Origin of the sequence: Floridaenema aerugineum BLCC-F46 (genome assembly GCF_041929345.1) — a bacterium.
In the GTDB taxonomy this organism is placed as follows: Bacteria; Cyanobacteriota; Cyanobacteriia; order Cyanobacteriales; family Aerosakkonemataceae; genus Floridanema; species Floridanema aerugineum.
The window spans coordinates 13,605-29,232 of record NZ_JBHFNQ010000231.1 but is presented as its reverse complement, the minus strand read 5'-3'; the positions used below and the strand labels follow the sequence as shown (position 1 = coordinate 29,232).

General features: G+C 40.9%; 14 protein-coding genes. All 14 read left to right on the top strand.

Annotated elements, in window-relative coordinates:
• Nucleotides 1-495 precede the first annotated feature (495 nt).
• Nucleotides 496-777 (top strand): hypothetical protein, encoded by a 282-nt coding sequence (locus ACE1CC_RS32500; protein ID WP_413274575.1) that lies wholly within the window; start codon nucleotides 496-498, stop codon nucleotides 775-777.
• 407 nt (nucleotides 778-1,184) lie between these two features.
• Nucleotides 1,185-1,772 (top strand): Pvc16 family protein, encoded by a 588-nt coding sequence (locus ACE1CC_RS32495; protein WP_413274574.1) that lies wholly within the window; start codon nucleotides 1,185-1,187, stop codon nucleotides 1,770-1,772.
• A 16-nt stretch (nucleotides 1,773-1,788) separates the two neighbouring features.
• Nucleotides 1,789-2,472 (top strand): carboxypeptidase-like regulatory domain-containing protein, encoded by a 684-nt coding sequence (locus tag ACE1CC_RS32490; RefSeq protein ID WP_413274573.1) that lies wholly within the window; start codon nucleotides 1,789-1,791, stop codon nucleotides 2,470-2,472.
• Nucleotides 2,473-2,538: 66 nt separating this feature from the next.
• A complete protein-coding gene (locus ACE1CC_RS32485) occupies nucleotides 2,539-4,575 on the top strand; it encodes a phage tail sheath C-terminal domain-containing protein (protein WP_413274572.1) in 2,037 nt (678 codons plus the stop codon).
• A gap of 94 nt (nucleotides 4,576-4,669) precedes the next feature.
• A complete protein-coding gene (locus ACE1CC_RS32480) occupies nucleotides 4,670-5,110 on the top strand; it encodes a phage tail protein (protein WP_413274571.1) in 441 nt (146 codons plus the stop codon).
• 14 nt (nucleotides 5,111-5,124) lie between these two features.
• Complete coding sequence (locus tag ACE1CC_RS32475) at nucleotides 5,125-6,891, top strand: phage tail sheath family protein (protein ID WP_413274570.1); 1,767 nt, start codon at nucleotides 5,125-5,127, stop codon at nucleotides 6,889-6,891.
• 4 nt (nucleotides 6,892-6,895) lie between these two features.
• Nucleotides 6,896-7,426 carry a phage tail protein gene (locus tag ACE1CC_RS32470; RefSeq protein WP_413274569.1) on the top strand — a complete coding sequence of 177 codons (531 nt, stop codon included), beginning with the start codon at nucleotides 6,896-6,898 and terminating at the stop codon, nucleotides 7,424-7,426.
• 14 nt (nucleotides 7,427-7,440) lie between these two features.
• The gene (locus ACE1CC_RS32465) at nucleotides 7,441-7,632 is read left to right on the top strand and encodes a hypothetical protein (RefSeq protein ID WP_413274568.1); all 192 of its coding nucleotides are present in this window, start codon (nucleotides 7,441-7,443) and stop codon (nucleotides 7,630-7,632) included.
• Nucleotides 7,633-7,643: 11 nt separating this feature from the next.
• A complete protein-coding gene (locus ACE1CC_RS32460) occupies nucleotides 7,644-8,450 on the top strand; it encodes a CIS tube protein (RefSeq protein ID WP_413274567.1) in 807 nt (268 codons plus the stop codon).
• Entirely contained in the window at nucleotides 8,447-9,697 is a 1,251-nt protein-coding gene (locus tag ACE1CC_RS32455) for a phage late control D family protein (protein WP_413274566.1), read from the top strand. The genes ACE1CC_RS32460 and ACE1CC_RS32455 overlap by 4 nt, the downstream gene beginning before the upstream one ends.
• The gene (locus ACE1CC_RS32450; protein ID WP_413274565.1) at nucleotides 9,694-10,311 is read left to right on the top strand and encodes a phage baseplate assembly protein V; all 618 of its coding nucleotides are present in this window, start codon (nucleotides 9,694-9,696) and stop codon (nucleotides 10,309-10,311) included. Before ACE1CC_RS32455 ends, ACE1CC_RS32450 begins: the two co-directional genes overlap by 4 nt.
• Nucleotides 10,312-10,341: 30 nt before the next feature.
• Nucleotides 10,342-10,734: a GPW/gp25 family protein gene (locus tag ACE1CC_RS32445; protein WP_413274564.1), complete on the top strand. Its 393-nt coding sequence runs from the start codon at nucleotides 10,342-10,344 to the stop codon at nucleotides 10,732-10,734.
• Between the two features lie 27 nt (nucleotides 10,735-10,761).
• Nucleotides 10,762-12,855 (top strand): putative baseplate assembly protein, encoded by a 2,094-nt coding sequence (locus tag ACE1CC_RS32440; RefSeq protein ID WP_413274563.1) that lies wholly within the window; start codon nucleotides 10,762-10,764, stop codon nucleotides 12,853-12,855.
• A gap of 9 nt (nucleotides 12,856-12,864) precedes the next feature.
• Entirely contained in the window at nucleotides 12,865-15,603 is a 2,739-nt protein-coding gene (locus tag ACE1CC_RS32435; protein WP_413274562.1) for a phage tail protein, read from the top strand.
• Nucleotides 15,604-15,628 lie beyond the last annotated feature (25 nt).

Sequence of the window (15,628 nt, the reverse complement as noted above, 5' to 3'; positions counted from 1 at the left end):
CCAAACCAATATAGACAAAGGGTTTCACGGCGCAACCCAGAGCGAAAAATTCAGGGCTTATTGAGAACAGACTCTATATAGAGAAAAAAGTGTGCAATTGTGATAAATAAGGAAAGGTCTAGTTAATTTCACAAGACCATTATCAAAATGATGCCCTCATTTTATCAGAAATACCTGGAAAGATATCTGAAGCCAGCACAGTTGATTACCTTAAAGATGCTGGTGTGGTTATTACAGTCACAAAAACAGGTAAGAATCGCGCATACTGGCACCAACCTTACCTTTACCCATTCTACAAAATAGTCATCGTTGTCATATTCAACGGTTTTTAGCACTAAATAAATTGGTTAGTCGCTTTTTACTCTTGCCAGTCATGGGTCGAGGAAATGTTTAATTATACGCCCAACAAAACATTATTTTATCGACAAGGTTTGAGAGCTATAACCCAGATCCAGCAACCTCTCTAGCTTCGTTCTCCCCCCCCCCCTGAAGGAATTGCTATACTATAGCATTTCGGAAAATACGGAAATTGCGATTGCTGACTTAGTTGAATTTAACGTTCAGTCACTCAAGTGTCGTAATGAAATTGCCAAGGAATCTGAAGTTGAGGATGACGACTTTGATGATGATGAGGATGAAATTGATGATGTTCTTGATGAATTGGATGACGAGGAGGATGATAAGGACGAAGAAGACTCTGATAGTGAAGATGAAGACGAAGACGATGATTTTGAATTAGACGAAGATGAAGAATTTGCGGAGGATGAGGACGAGTAAACGCTAATTGTTTACCACATTTTTTCTAGCCCTGTTGTTAGCATACAGGGCTATTTTTTGAGTAATCCTGTTTTTATTAAAAATTAAGAAATTTTAAGAAAAAATATATAATATTTAGATTGATAAAGTTTTTTATAATTTTCAGTCAATCGTTTTTTTTACTTTTATATTGTAAGGGTAAGTTTCGACTCCTATCCCGCATTTGTGGTGATGCTAAGTAAAGCTAAGTAACTTCTAAAATGCTTCTTAATGTGTAAGGAGCCAATCAGCAATTAACAGACTCTAAAATCAGGATTTTCTATCACCAGTTACAAGAAAGCTATTACAAGGAAGGAGTGGCAAGTCATAGGTTAAAGACGCTTCTCTTGTAGCTAATAGAACCATAATCAGTAAGTCATTTATTTGCCATGAGCCAATATCAGGTTGTTAATTCTGTAGGAATAACGCTCAGGGAACTTTTATGGTCACAGATGCAACCGGACAGTACCATTTCTTCCTTGATTGACGAACAAAATATTGTTTTTGAACCTCCCTATCAATTTATTAGTGAAACGGAACCTCAAACTAATCGACTTTCAATTTTTCTCTACCGAGTATTAGAGAATAGCGATATGAGGAATCGCAACCCTGAACTAATAAATGGCAATTCGGCGCGATATCCTCCTTTATTCTTGAATTTGTTTTACCTGATCACTCCCTTAACTAACAGTGCGGAAAACAATCATTATTTATTGGGAAAAACAATGCAGATTTTGCACGATCGCGGCATTGTGAAAGGTTCCTTACTTAAAGGCATTCTGGAAAATACTGCTGAGGAGTTACGAGTAATTTTCCATCCTATATCGATCGAAGACATCACTAAACTCTGGAGTAGTTTTCTTCGTCCTTATCATCTTTCTGCTGCTTACGAAGTCAAAGTTGTGGCGATCGATTCTCAACGCACAATTGAAACAGAAACGGTTTTAAGAAAAACCATTCAGTATTCCCAACTTTAAAAACTGAAATTTAATCATGCTCCCAGAACTAACCAAACAAGCTGCTTTTATTACTGGGCGGATTTTGCACCAAGGAACTCGAATGCCGATCGCTGGAAAAGTTCGCATTACTGCCAAAGAAGGTATGATTAGTGATAAAGTACTCGAAGATGGGACTTTTGTAATTTCTGGCAACCTGAGTCAACTTTTTCCCAGATTAGATTCACAATCTTATTCGCTTTCTTTGACTATTGAAGCAAATTCAATTCAGTTTCGGTTGGGTTCGGTGCAATATCAGCGATCGGTAAATATTCCACTAGGTTCTAATTTCGATCCTGATTTATCTACAATTCCTCCCGATCCATTAATTAACTTAGGGAATATCTATTTACCCGTCAACTCAGCCGAAGATCCATCTGCCGATCCACAAGTTTATCAGGATAATTTAGAAGTAACAATTCGGGGAAGAGTGCAGCAAGCAGAACAACCAGAAATTCCCTTTCCTACTCCTCCAACAATTCAGGTTTTGCAAGCAGGAGTTCCACCAATTTCGACAACTACAGATGTAGACGGACGCTATCAGTTCACAAATATTATTGTCATATCGCCTGCTCAAATTCGTTGTTCTGCATCGGGTTTTCAGACTATTGAACGATCGCTATTAATCGATTTTGGCAAAGTATTTAATCAGGAAAATTTTCGGTTGTTGCCATCCCCGTGAAGTTAAAAACTCAGCATTTTGTCATCTGTCCGATTCGTTCACTAATGAATTAAAAGGAGATTGACCATGCCAGAATATCTTGCCCCAGGTGTCTATGTTGAAGAAGTTGATACAGGGTCAAAACCGATCGAAGGAGTCAGTACCACTACATCCGGTATGGTAGGAATAACCGAGTGGGGCCCTTTGAATATACCAACATTGGTGACAGGTTTTGCTGACTTTCAACGTCAGTTTGGCGGATATCTAAACTATCGACAATATCAAGAAAATTGGTATCTTCCTCATGCTGTAGAGGGATTTTTTCAAAATGGTGGTAAGCGGGTTTACATTGTGCGCGTGCTACCCGATACGGCAACTGTGGCAGAAACGGCAATACCTCTGGCGAGTACAGTCTCCTTAACTCTCGGTAGCTGGACGCTAACGGCTGAGGGTAGTGCCGGAAGTAATACCCTGACACTCAATAACACAGATGATTTATCAGTAGGTCAATGGATACAAGTTGGGGGTACGGTTCCTGAATACGTTTATGTTACAGAAATTGATAGCCCAACCGTTACATTAAATCGTCCTCTGCGCGAAACTCATGCAGATGCTTCGACAGTTGGAGAAGTAAGCGCCATAATTGTGCAGGCGATCGATCCTGGTGCTTGGGGAAATGGATTGCAAATTACTACCGCACCAAATTCCTTAACTGTAACTCGTGCTGATGCAGCAGCAGGCAATACTGTGACTCTCCGTTCCATTGTCGGATTAGAAATTGGCAGTATTATTGAAGTCAACTACACTGAAGCTGCGGCAGGTCAGGTATATAAAATTACTGCAATCAATTCGACTACTCGGACAGTAACTCTTAGTTCTGCGGTGAGTGCAGCGATCGCGCTTAATGCACCCGTGCGATCGCGAGAATTTTCCTTGCGGGTAGACTTGGTACAAATCAATCCTTTGACCTTGCGATCGCGTACCATTGCCAGCGAAACACATCGCAACTTATCAGCAGACCCCCGTCACAGCCGTTACTTTGTCAAAATTATCGGTGCCATTCGTACCGCCGATACACCGATTGAAGCAGATGGCAGAACTGATGGAGAATCTAATCTGATCCGAGTTGTAGATGGTTTAACAACCAGTAATCAAGAAATCGCCTTGCGTTTTGACCCAGGAATAAATTCGTTTAGTCTCAGTGGTGGCAATGATGACGAAGGCAACATTGTAGATGATACTTACATTGGGCAAGATAACGTTAATCCCCAAGATCGCAGCGGCTTATTTGCCCTGAAAAATATTGCAGAAATCAGCATTGCTAGCATTCCCGGTCGGACAAGTATAAATGTGCAATCGGCACTAATCACTCATTGCGAACTGATGAAATATCGGTTTGCTGTACTGGATTCGCAACAAGGCGATCGCATTGCCGAAGTCCAAGAACAGCGAGGACTTTACGACACTAAATATGCCGCACTCTACTACCCCTGGCTACGCATTCCCGATCCTTTCCCAGACAATCCTCAGCTACGAGGAACAGTTTTGATACCTCCCAGCGGTCACATCATCGGTATTTATGCTCGAAGCGACATTGAACGTGGTGTTCACAAAGCACCTGCCAACGAAGTGATTCGCAATATCAGCGATTTGGAATTTAAGCTGATGAAAGAGGAACAAGACATCCTCAATCCTCGCAATATCAATGTTTTGCGAAACTTCCGAGATGATAATCGAGGGTTGCGTGTTTGGGGTGCCCGCACTTTGTCCAGCGATCCTGATTGGAAGTATGTCAATGTGCGGCGATTGTTTATCTTTATTGAAAGATCGATCGATGTTGGTACGCAATGGGTAGTATTTGAACCCAATGACGAACCTTTGTGGCAACGAGTAAAGCGAGTAGTAACGGCATTTTTGACTAATGTTTGGCGGGATGGGGCGTTGATGGGGCGCACTGCTGAGGAGGCTTTTTTTGTGAAGTGCGATCGCACCACCATGACCCAAGCTGACATCGACAACGGCAGACTAATCATTCTAGTCGGCATTGCCCCCGTCAAACCCGCCGAATTCGTAATTTTCCGCATCGGACAATGGACAGGCGGTGCCTCTGTTGAGGAAGGCTAAGAAGGCAGGGGGACAAGGGTAATTTTTAACTTTTACCTTCCCAGTCCCCAGTCCCCAGTCCCAATGACTACTTACAATTAGGAGATTTAAGATCATGGCAGAAACCGGAAAACGAGACGATCCTTATCAGCAGTTTAACTTTCTTGTGGAAATAGATGGTATTGCTAGAGCAGGTTTCATGGAATGTACTGGAACTACTACAGATACAGATGCGATCGACTACCGCGAAGGCAACGACATCACCATGAATGTGCGTAAACTTAGCGGACTCCGCACATACACAAACATTGTCCTGAAACGAGGCTACACCCAAGATAAAAGCTTGTGGGATTGGCGCAAAAAAATCATTAATGGTGCAGTAGAACGACGCAGTGCAGATATTATTCTGCTCAATGAAAACCGTGAGGAAGTGTTGCGCTGGCGAGTGCGGGAAGCTTGGATTAGCAAATGGGATAGCGGCCCATTTAACGCCAAAACCAATGATGTCGTAATGGAAACAGTGGAATTAGTTCATGAAGGATTGGAATTAGTATAAATGGAGGATTAAATGTGCGTGAATACCTAACGCCTGGAGTTTATTTTGAATTCAGGGATTCTGCACCACCAACTATTCGACGGGGGCGGATGGATATTGCTGGGTTTGTGGGATTGGCAGAACGTGGCCCACTGCATCAAGCGGTGCAAATTGACTCATGGCGGCAGTTTCAGGCAATTTTTGGCGATTTTCTGCCTTACGGTTTTCTCGCATACACTGTCAAGGGTTTCTTTGAAAATGGCGGACGCACTTGCTTTGTAGTTCGCATTGCTGGTAATACAGCAGCAAAAGCAAGTTTGACGCTGAAAAACTCAACTGGAACCGATATTTTCCAAGTTCTTGCTGCAAATGAAGGAAGTTGGGGAAATCAAATTGCGATCGCTCTCACCCAAATCAACCCAACTACTCTCAGTTTCTCATTAATAGTAATGCGGAAACGCCTAAACCGCGAAGTCTTTCCCAATCTTTCAATCAACCCAGAAAATGAACGTTACTTTGTCCGATTAATCAATCAGGGAAATGAACGCATTGCACCATCTCAATGGATTAAAGTCGAGGATTTACTACCTTTAGAAATGATTCGGACAGCAATGTTTTTACCTGATGTAATTCAGTCAGGACTGAAAAACCAAATTGGGTTTTTAACAGGTGGAAAAGATGGCATTGCTTCGCTGATTTTGGATGATTTTTTAGGAACATCAGATTTATTGACAACAGAACGTCGAGGGTTGAGTGTATTCGATCGCATTGATGCCATAGGAATAATTGCTATTCCTGATATTCATATTCGTCCAGTTTTGCAACCAGAACCACCCCCAGTTGTAAAACCTCCTGAAGATCCTTGTTTACCACATTGTTTAGATTCTTCGTTTTTAGACTTCTCCAACAAAGAATCTCAAAGGCAGGCAGGATGCCTACCCCACAAGAGTCCCAATTTTCCACCATTGCCAATTTTAGAACAACCTCCTGAATTCTCAGAAGAGGACATTTTTACAGTGCAACAGTCTATGGTGGAACATTGCGAAAGACAGCAAGATCGAGTAGCAATTTTAGATGCGAGATTGCGATCGGATGGGAAAACATCTTTAACAATTTCGGAGATTTTAGATTGGCGATCGCGCTTTGACTCAGAAAGAGGATTTGCTGCCCTTTATTATCCTTGGATTCGAGTCGTCGATCCCCAACCTTTAGCAAAAGAAATACTTCGTCATATTCCCCCTTGTGGACATATTGCCGGATTATATGCTCGTTCTGATTTCACAATAGGAGTTCATAAAGCTCCTGCCAATAGTGAATTATTTTGGGCAGAAGATACCACAGTTTCTATTAATGATGAAGAACAAGCAATTTTGAATCCCGAAAGTGTTAACTGTGTGCGTGCTTTTCCCGGACGTGGAATTCGAGTTTACGGTGCCCGCACTATTAGCAGTAATCCTGACTGGCGTTATATCAATGTTCGACGGTTGCTGTCAATGATTGAAGAAGCAGTAGACGAATCAACTCAATGGGCAGTATTTGAACCACATGATTTTTTGTTACGGCGATCGCTAATTCTCAGCATTTCCAGTTTCTTAGAAACTATCTGGCGACAAGGAGGACTTGTAGGCAATACCGCTGCTGAAGCTTATTTTATTAAATGCGATGAAACTAACAATCCTCCTTCTATTGTTAATCAGGGAAAACTCATTGCAGATATTGGAGTTGCACCAACACATCCAGCAGAATTTATTATTTTCCGCGTTGGCAGAACTGTAGAAGAATTAGAAATAGTTGAGAGGTGAAATTATGGCAATTCCCGGTATTCGATCCGATCCGTTTCCCGCATTTAACTTTTTGGTTTCTTTAATCGATAGTTCTAGTGTTCTTGGATCTATAACTTCAGCAATTAATTTTGTTGCTGGTGGAGGTTTTACAGAATGCAGCGGACTAGAAAGCACATTACAAGTTGAAGAATATTCCGAGGGAGGCGAAAATCGCTTTGTCCACAAATTTCCCACCCGCATTACTTACAGCAATATCCTCCTCAAACGTGGTGTAACTCTTTCGGAAGATTTATGGAACTGGCACGCTAGTTACATTAATGGTAATGGTAAGCGTCGAGATGGAGTGATTATCTTAAATAACGAATTGCAAATTCCCATTAAAACTTGGGTTTTTAAACGAGGATTACCGCTAAAGTGGACAGGGCCAACTTTTAATGCTGCTCAAAGTGCGATCGCAGTAGAAACCCTAGAAATTATGCACGAAGGTTTAGAGTTAATCTCAGCAGGAACAGCACTAGCTCAAGCTGGAGAAGCGATTAGTTCAGCATTTTAGAGAGGAATAATATCATGCCAATCACTATTGGAAATATGACCAGCAACGTCAACGTAGTTGATAGCAATAATCTGCTTTCTGATGCGGTAATGGAACAAATTATCCGTCAAGTGATGATGCGTTTAAAAGCTGAACAATACGCCGAATCACAAAGGCGAGAAAACAGAGAAATTCGCAATCAAGCAACAACTCCAGAGCCATTTTAGGAGACGGAATAATGTCACTGCAATACGCTTACTTTGAAAATTTGGAAACCAAAGAGCAAATGCAAGTGCAGTTCAATCCGACAGAATTAAATTTTAGTAAGTCGGCGCAGTTTGCTGAAATTGCTATTCCCGGACTAGATGCACCGATTCAACAGTTTATTCGAGGCGGAACTGAAACTTTGACGGTTGAACTGTTTTTTGATTCTACAGATAGTGGGATGGGAGCAGATGCTAAAAGCGTTACAGATGATAATAATGGATTGTTGCCAGTCGATCGCTTTTGTGGCACCGAAAAATTCTACCAATTAGTCAAACAAAACCCTAAAACCCATGCACCCCCACGCTGTCGTTTTGGTTGGGGTGAACCTAATTCCGGGTTGCCTGGTATTGGCGAATTATCTACTCCTTCCTCTGCTACCGATCCTCAAAGCGGTTTACAAAAACAGAAAACAGAAAAAGCAGTTTCTAATGCACCTTTTTGGTTTACCTGCATTGTTGAAAGTATCGATCGCAAATTTCTCTTATTTAGTCCTAGTGGAATTCCATTAAGAGCAAGGCTAACTGTTAAGCTAAGGGAATATCAAACTTTGGAGCAAATGATCGCCAAATTAGAAACGGCAGATCATACTAAAGTTCGCATTCTTAAACAAAAGCAAAGACTCGATCAACTTGCGGCTCAAGAATACGATACACCAACAGAATGGCGAAGAATTGCAATAGCAAATAATGTAGACGATCCAAGGCGTATTGCACCTGGTACGAGTTTAGTAGTTCCAGCTATTCAAGTCGAATCTGTAATTCGGAGCGATCGCTTATGACAACATTCACTGAGATTTATCGTAACAGTGATTTGTGGTATGTACCCGCTTTCGATATTAAAATCGATGGCAAACCTTTACCAGACAATGCTGCAAAAGATGTGCTTGATGTGCGCTATACCGACAGCATGGATCAAATCGATTCTTTTGAGTTCACAGTGAATAATTGGGATGCTAAAGAACAAGATTTCAAATATACAGGTTCAGGTCGTCAAGCAAAAGAATGTCAACCTTTATTAGAATTAGACCAAGAGAATTCTTTCAAATCTGAAGATCGCAATCGTTTATTCGATCCAGGTCAAGAAATTGAATTGTGGATGGGTTACTTCAAACCAAATCCTACATCTCCAAATCAATCAACCGGATTAAAGCTAATGTTAGCAGGGATAATTACAGGTATTGCACCAACTTTTCCCGCAAGTGGTCAACCGACTTTAAAAGTCAGCGGACAAAATGCACTGCGGAAGTTTATGACTAAACAGGAAACTCGAATTTATGAGCAAAAACGAGATAGCGAGATTGCCGAAGAAATCGGAAGACGGGGCAATTTTAAAATAGGAAATTTAGTTATTCCAGTTCGCACAGATCGCAATGCCAAAAGCCAAGAACCACAAAACGATCATGTTCTGCAAGATAACCAATATGACATTGTTTTTCTGCTACAACGTGCCCATCGCAATGGTTACGATCTGCTGTTGAAGAAAGAAGAAAAACCAGGACAAGTAGAACAATTTTTGTTTTTTGGCCCTGCATTTAAAGCTAATAATACTTCTTATATTTTGGAGTGGGGTAAATCTCTGATTCAATTTCAACCAAAGTTAACTATTAGTAATCAAGTTTTTTCTGTAACTGTAAATGGGTGGGATGGAGCAAGAGGAAGGCGGATTAGTGTTACTGTCGATCGCTCTCAGTTGCCAACTAGAGGATTGCGCGATCGTCGAGAATTAGATCAAATTGAACAAGGATTTCGAGAGCGATCGGAAGTGATTGTCGATCGACCTTTCCGCAACGAAGCTGAAGCGCGTCAATATGCCTTGGCGCGACTAGAACAAAACGCCCGCGACTTAGTTACCGGAAGAGGTTCCACTGTTGGCACACCAGATCTACGCGCAGGTAGTTTAATCAAAATTTGCAAATTAGGCAACACTTTTAATGGCAAATATGTAGTTACAACAACCACTCACACTATTAATGCTAGTGGCTACATAACTGAATTTGAAGCTAGGAAAGAGGAGGAAAATTTATGACACAAATGAATGGTGTAGTCATGGGCATTGTGAAAAGCTTGGACGATCCACAAAACTTAGGAAGAGTGCAAGTTTACTTCCCTTGGCTATCAGAAACTAACCAAAGTTATTGGGCACGTATCGCCACTTTAATGGCAGGATCGCAAAGAGGTAGTTGGTTTATGCCGGAAGTCAATGACGAAGTTTTGGTAGCATTTGAACATGGTAATTCTCAACATCCTTATATTGTCGGTTGTTTGTGGAATGGGGAGTCAAAACCGCCTAATCAAGGGATCGATCGCCAAGTGCGAAGATTACAAACAGTGAGCGGACATATTTTAGAATTTGACGATCGCCCTGGACAAGAAAAAATCATTTTAAAAACCAAAACAGGCAACGAAATATCAATCACTGAAACACCATCAGGAATCAACATTTCTACTCTAACTGGAACCCTAACAGTTAACTGTTTACAAGCAAATATTACCGCATCTTCTGTTTTCACGCAAACACAAACGTTGACTGTGAACAGTTCACAAACGAACATTATTGCATCCTCTATTTTCACCGTTACTGCTCCAACTACTCAATTTAATGGAATTGTCAAGGCAGTATCTTTTGTTGAAGGAGTTTAACTGCTGTTAAATCAATTTAGGAGGTTATCAATGGCACGAGATTTTTTAGGAGTAGGATGGAAATTTCCGATTCGGGTTAATGCTAGAGGTGGACTATCTTATTCGCGTCACGAACAAGATATTGAGGAAGCTATTTGGCTGATTCTTGCTACTGCTAAAGGTGAGCGTGTTATGGAACCTAATTTTGGTTGTGGCATCCATGATTATGTATTTGCGCCGAATAATCCAGGTACTCGTGGTTCTATTGCTTATGAAGTTCAATCTGCTTTAGCAAATTTTGAACGTCGCATTGATGTAGAAAATGTGCGTGTTGAATCTTTTCCTGATAGTGATAATCGATTACTAATTTATGTAGATTATCGCGTTCGATCGACCAATGCTAAACGAAATTTTGTTTATCCCTTTTACCTAACAGAATCTTAAAACTCTCTCATTCAAAACTTTTTAATTATGACATTACAAGCTCCAAACCTTGACGATCGCCAATTCCTCGAACTGTTTGAGGAAATGCGTGCTTTAATTCCTCGTTATGCACCAGAATGGACGGATCATAATCTTTCCGATCCAGGTATTACAATGATGCAATTGTTTGCTTGGTTAGGCGAGATTATTCTATTTCGTCTTAATCGAGTTCCCGATCGCAATTACATTAAGTTTTTGCAACTAATCGGAGTTGAACAAAAACCCGCAGTTCCAGCACAAGCAGAAGTAACTTTTCTCTTAGTTCAACCTGCATTACCAATAGTTTTTATTCCTAAAGGAACGCGGATTAGCGCTCAGGTAAAACCCCCGCCTCCTAGCGCCTTGGCATATCCTACTCTACCACCTGAACCGGAAGATCCAGTAATTTTTGAAACTGATGAACCTTTGATTGCTTTGGGAGCAGTTTTACAAGCTGTTTTAGTTGCTGAAGGTGCAACATTTACCGATTATACTGAAGCCAATCAAGTAGCTCAACAGCATTACCCGGCATTTGGAAATAATGCTGAAAATGGAAATGCTTTGTTGTTAGGATTTGCTTTTGATGGCACATTTCCAGAAATGGAATTGAATTTGTTTGTCCAATTGTTTGTAGAACCGAATAATGCACAGGAAACTCGCTGCGATCGACAAACTGAGTCTTTTCCTTCAACAGAAATGGTAGTTTGGGAATATTGGAATGGTTCAAATTGGCAAAGATTGAGTTTGTTAAAAGATGAAACGCGATCGCTAACCCAAACCGGACACATTTATTTTCGCACACCTACAGATTCCCAAGCTTTTCAAAAGCGAACTTTGAGCAATATCAGCGAATCTTTATACTGGATTCGTTGCCAATTAGTTGATTTTCAATATGACCGCACTCCCAAAATTGATGCTATCCTGACTAATACTGTGCGTGCGATCGCAATTACCACTGTTCGAGATGAAGTAATTGGATCGAGCAATGGTCAACCTAATCAATTTTTCCGATTACGAAATGCTCCAATTTATGCTAAAGCTTTGCGCTCAGTAGACGAACGTTTGCGAGAAAATTCAACTCGTTCTTTTATGCCCAATGAAGTTGAACAAAAAGCGATTAATGAAAAGTTGCGCCAACAGGAATTAATTAAAGGATTTCTGTTAGAAGTCGATGAAGGACAGGGTGCAGAACCTTGGGAAGAAGTAGAAGACTTTTTTAATTCTAATGCAGGCGATCGCCATTACACATTAAATCGCACCACAGGTGACATCACTTTTGGTAATGGAGAATCAGGACGGATTCCTTTAGCAGGAATTAATAATTTAGTAGTGCGCTATTACCGCTATGGAGGCGGTAGAGTGGGTAATGTGGGAGCAGATATGATTACAGATTTGCAAAGTCCTGTTCCTGGTATAGACAAAGTAACTAATTATTGGGCAGCGGAAGGTGGAGATAATGAGGAATTAATTCAGGATACCAAAGCTCGCGCACCAAAGGAATTAAAAGCACGCGATCGAGCAGTGACAATTCAAGATTTTGAATTTCTAGCATTACAAACTCCCGGTGTTCGTATCCGTCGCGCTTATGCTTTACCGCTTTATCATCCACAATTTCCTGATACTTCTGTTCCGGGTGCGATTACTGTAATTGTGATTCCCGATAGCATTGCACCTAATCCTATTCCCAGCCAAAAAACTTTGCAAGCTGTCTGTGCTTATCTCAATCAACATCGTCTTCTCACTACTGAGATTTTTGTTGCTCCTCCTAAATATATTCAAGTTAGTATTGAGGCATCTGTGCTAACTCGTCCTACAGCAAATTCTGCGGAAGTCAAAACCCAAATTGAAACAACTCTGAACACTTATCTTAATCCGTTAACAGGTGGCGAAGATGGGCTGGGATGGGATTTAGGCGCACCAGTTTTGCATTCCGAAATCTTTCGCCGGATTTTGAATATTTCCGGGGTGCAAAGAATTGAAAATTTGCAAATTGTGGTTAATGGGGAACGTTTTCCTCCCTGTACTGATGCACCAATACCAATTAATTATCTTGTGTTTTCTACCGATCATGACATCACCGTTAATTTAACCGCAGCTATCTAGGTTTTTGTTATGGCTTCCTCTCTGCCTACTTATTTTCTACTCGATAGTCAGCAAGGTCGCAACGCTGAAGAAGGTTGGCGCGTGCAGACTTTAACTAATATGAAAGTTACTGCTGAGGGTTTACAGTTAGCGCCATTGCCCGGTTTACCTAAACTATTAAATGATGCAGCTGGTACATTCTCAGGATTAAGCAATCCAACGGGAGTAGCAGTAGATAATGAGGGAATTATTTATATTGCAGATGCTCAACAGCATCGAATTTTTCGGTTGATTCGACGGGATGGATTGCAAGTTTGGGCAACTTATTTTCAGGTGAAAACGGGGTTGTTTGCTAGCGATCGCTTCGTTTATATTCCAGCTGCCACAAGATTAGAAAGATGGCAACCATCACCAGAAACTTACCCAAAAGATTTTGCAGATGTTGAGGTTATTAGCGAGTCTGTTTGGAATCAGCATCAGGCTGAAAAATTAATCCGCTGTTACATTGAAACTGTAGGGGCGAAGCATTTGGGCGATAATTTATCGGTGAAACCCAAAAGTTTGTATCCAAATGCTTCGCCCTGCCAAAGTTTAAAAACACTGGATGATTTAGAAGAACAAGAAGTGATGCTAAATAGTTGGGAAGCACCTTATCCTTTGCATCTGCCTGGGGGAACATTGTGCAAATCATCTATTGATATTCTTCCTGGTTTAGGTGGTTTAGGAAATGCACCGCGTCAGTTTAACACTCCACGCGGTTTGGCAATTTCTCATACGGGTAATCTTTATGTTGCAGATTCCCAAAATCATCGAATTCAAGTTTTTTCTTTGTCTAATTTGTCATTACAAAAGATTTGGGGCAAGAAAGAACCAGGAAGTATGCCGGGAGAGTTTAACGAACCTTGGGACGTGGTAGTTGATGCACAAGAAATGGTTTATATTGCTGATAGAAATAACCATCGAGTGCAAAAAGTTAATCCACGAACGGAAAGTTTTACGCTAATAGATGGAACTCGTTTAAATGCTCATATTTTTCAAGTTTTGTATGGCAGTGAACGCCGAGAACGCTTTGTTTTTATTCCAGCACAAAAACGTTTAGAAAGATGGGCGGCAAGTTTAGGACGCGATCCTTTGATGTTGGATGAGGTAACGCTTGTCAGCGATGCGGTTTCTAGTTTGGATGTTGCCCGTTTTATGGTGCTAGAAATTCTAAATGCAAAAGGATCGACTGATATTTTAGTGGAGTGGGAACGAGATTATCCTTTAGCATTTGAAACACCGTTTGTGCATCCGATTCATTTAGCGATCGATCGAGAAAACCGACTATATGTAGTTGATGAAGAGAAGGATTTTGTTACAGTATTGGATTGTCAAGGAAGAGTTTTAGGAAAGATAAATTATTCTGCGGAGTTTTCTGGAACTCATCCTCCTGCTGCGATCGCGATCGACACCCAAGGTAAGCTAATAATCGCACTAAAAACTGGTTTACATCGCATAGATTTTCAGAAAAGTGGAATTTCCGAAGGTTGCATTAACATTTGGAAAGGTTGCTGTCATGGTATGGCATTAGATATCAGCGGCGATTTGATTGCTATTGGTGAAGATGGAGTAGCGCAACTTTCACCATCAAAAGGTTTTGAAAAAGAGGGAATGTATGTTTCTAGTTGTTTGGATAGTGCGATCGAACGTTGTCAATGGCACAAGATTGTTTTAGAAACTGATTTGATTCCTACTGGTACAAGTTTTAAAGTTTGGACTTATGCTTCAGATTATGAACGATCGCCAGATGAAATTGCCGCATTATCAACAGCAGATTGGCAAACAGGACAAGTAAACGGCAATGATTTTTTAATTTTGAGTCCTCCGGGTCGATTTTTGTGGCTCAAAATTGAAATGGTGAGTAACAAAACAGAAACTCCAACTTTAAAACGCCTGAAAATTCATTTTCCCCGCATCACTTATTTGCAATATTTACCTGCTGTTTATCAAGCTGATCCGATTAGCAAAGATTTTTTGGAGCGTTTCCTTTCCATTTTTGAAACTGTGTTAGGAAGTGTAGAAAATAAGATTGATTTTATTGTCCGCTATTTCGATCCAAATGGAGTACCCGATCGCGCTTTTCTAGAATGGTTAGCAGCTTGGGTTGATATGAGTTTTTACTCTAGTTGGTCGCTAGAAACTTGCCGTCGTCTGCTGCGTAATGCTCCCGAATTATATCGTTTGCGGGGTACACCTGCGGGGTTAAAACGTTGGTTATCCTTAGCTTTTGGCGTAGAAGCAGAAATTTTAGAACACTTTTGTTTGCGACAAGGTGAGTATTTAAATCAGCAGCTTGTGTTGGGTGAGCGATCGCATCTTTGGGGTAATAGTTTGCTCGATCGATCGTCATTAGGTGACACACATTTAGGCGAATTACTATTAGAAAAAACTGCACCTGCTGTTAATCTACTCTCCAGCACTGCTCACCGTTTTACTGTTTTCATTCCAGCAACTCAGTTGCGTCCACCAGAACGAGAAAGACAAATTCGCGCTTTAATAGATGCCGAAAAACCTGGGCATACACAATACACACTTAACTCAGTAGAACCTCGTTTGCGAGTCGGAGTTCAATCTCGTTTAGGAATGGATACGCTAGTCGGTACTTATCCCCGATTAGTTCTTAATTATTGCTCCACTTTAGGATCTGACACCATTCTCAGTCGAGCATCTCCTAACACTTCATTGCCTGTTAATTCTCACCGTATAGGCATCAATTTTGTTGTAAGTTAATGCTTTAAATTATGTTCAAAAAGGA

Bases quoted from the DNA above. Each gene is read 5' to 3' on its own strand.
- ACE1CC_RS32445 (WP_413274564.1), top strand. From the start codon at position 10,342: ATGGCACGAGATTTTTTAGGAGTAGGATGGAAATTTCCGATTCGGGTT.
- ACE1CC_RS32495 (WP_413274574.1), top strand. From the start codon at position 1,185: ATGAGCCAATATCAGGTTGTTAATTCTGTAGGAATAACGCTCAGGGAA.
- ACE1CC_RS32490 (WP_413274573.1), top strand. From the start codon at position 1,789: ATGCTCCCAGAACTAACCAAACAAGCTGCTTTTATTACTGGGCGGATT.
- ACE1CC_RS32455 (WP_413274566.1), top strand. From the start codon at position 8,447: ATGACAACATTCACTGAGATTTATCGTAACAGTGATTTGTGGTATGTA.
- ACE1CC_RS32435 (WP_413274562.1), top strand. From the start codon at position 12,865: ATGGCTTCCTCTCTGCCTACTTATTTTCTACTCGATAGTCAGCAAGGT.
- ACE1CC_RS32440 (WP_413274563.1), top strand. From the start codon at position 10,762: ATGACATTACAAGCTCCAAACCTTGACGATCGCCAATTCCTCGAACTG.
- ACE1CC_RS32485 (WP_413274572.1), top strand. From the start codon at position 2,539: ATGCCAGAATATCTTGCCCCAGGTGTCTATGTTGAAGAAGTTGATACA.
- ACE1CC_RS32480 (WP_413274571.1), top strand. From the start codon at position 4,670: ATGGCAGAAACCGGAAAACGAGACGATCCTTATCAGCAGTTTAACTTT.
- ACE1CC_RS32465 (WP_413274568.1), top strand. From the start codon at position 7,441: ATGCCAATCACTATTGGAAATATGACCAGCAACGTCAACGTAGTTGAT.
- ACE1CC_RS32470 (WP_413274569.1), top strand. From the start codon at position 6,896: ATGGCAATTCCCGGTATTCGATCCGATCCGTTTCCCGCATTTAACTTT.
- ACE1CC_RS32460 (WP_413274567.1), top strand. From the start codon at position 7,644: ATGTCACTGCAATACGCTTACTTTGAAAATTTGGAAACCAAAGAGCAA.
- ACE1CC_RS32450 (WP_413274565.1), top strand. From the start codon at position 9,694: ATGACACAAATGAATGGTGTAGTCATGGGCATTGTGAAAAGCTTGGAC.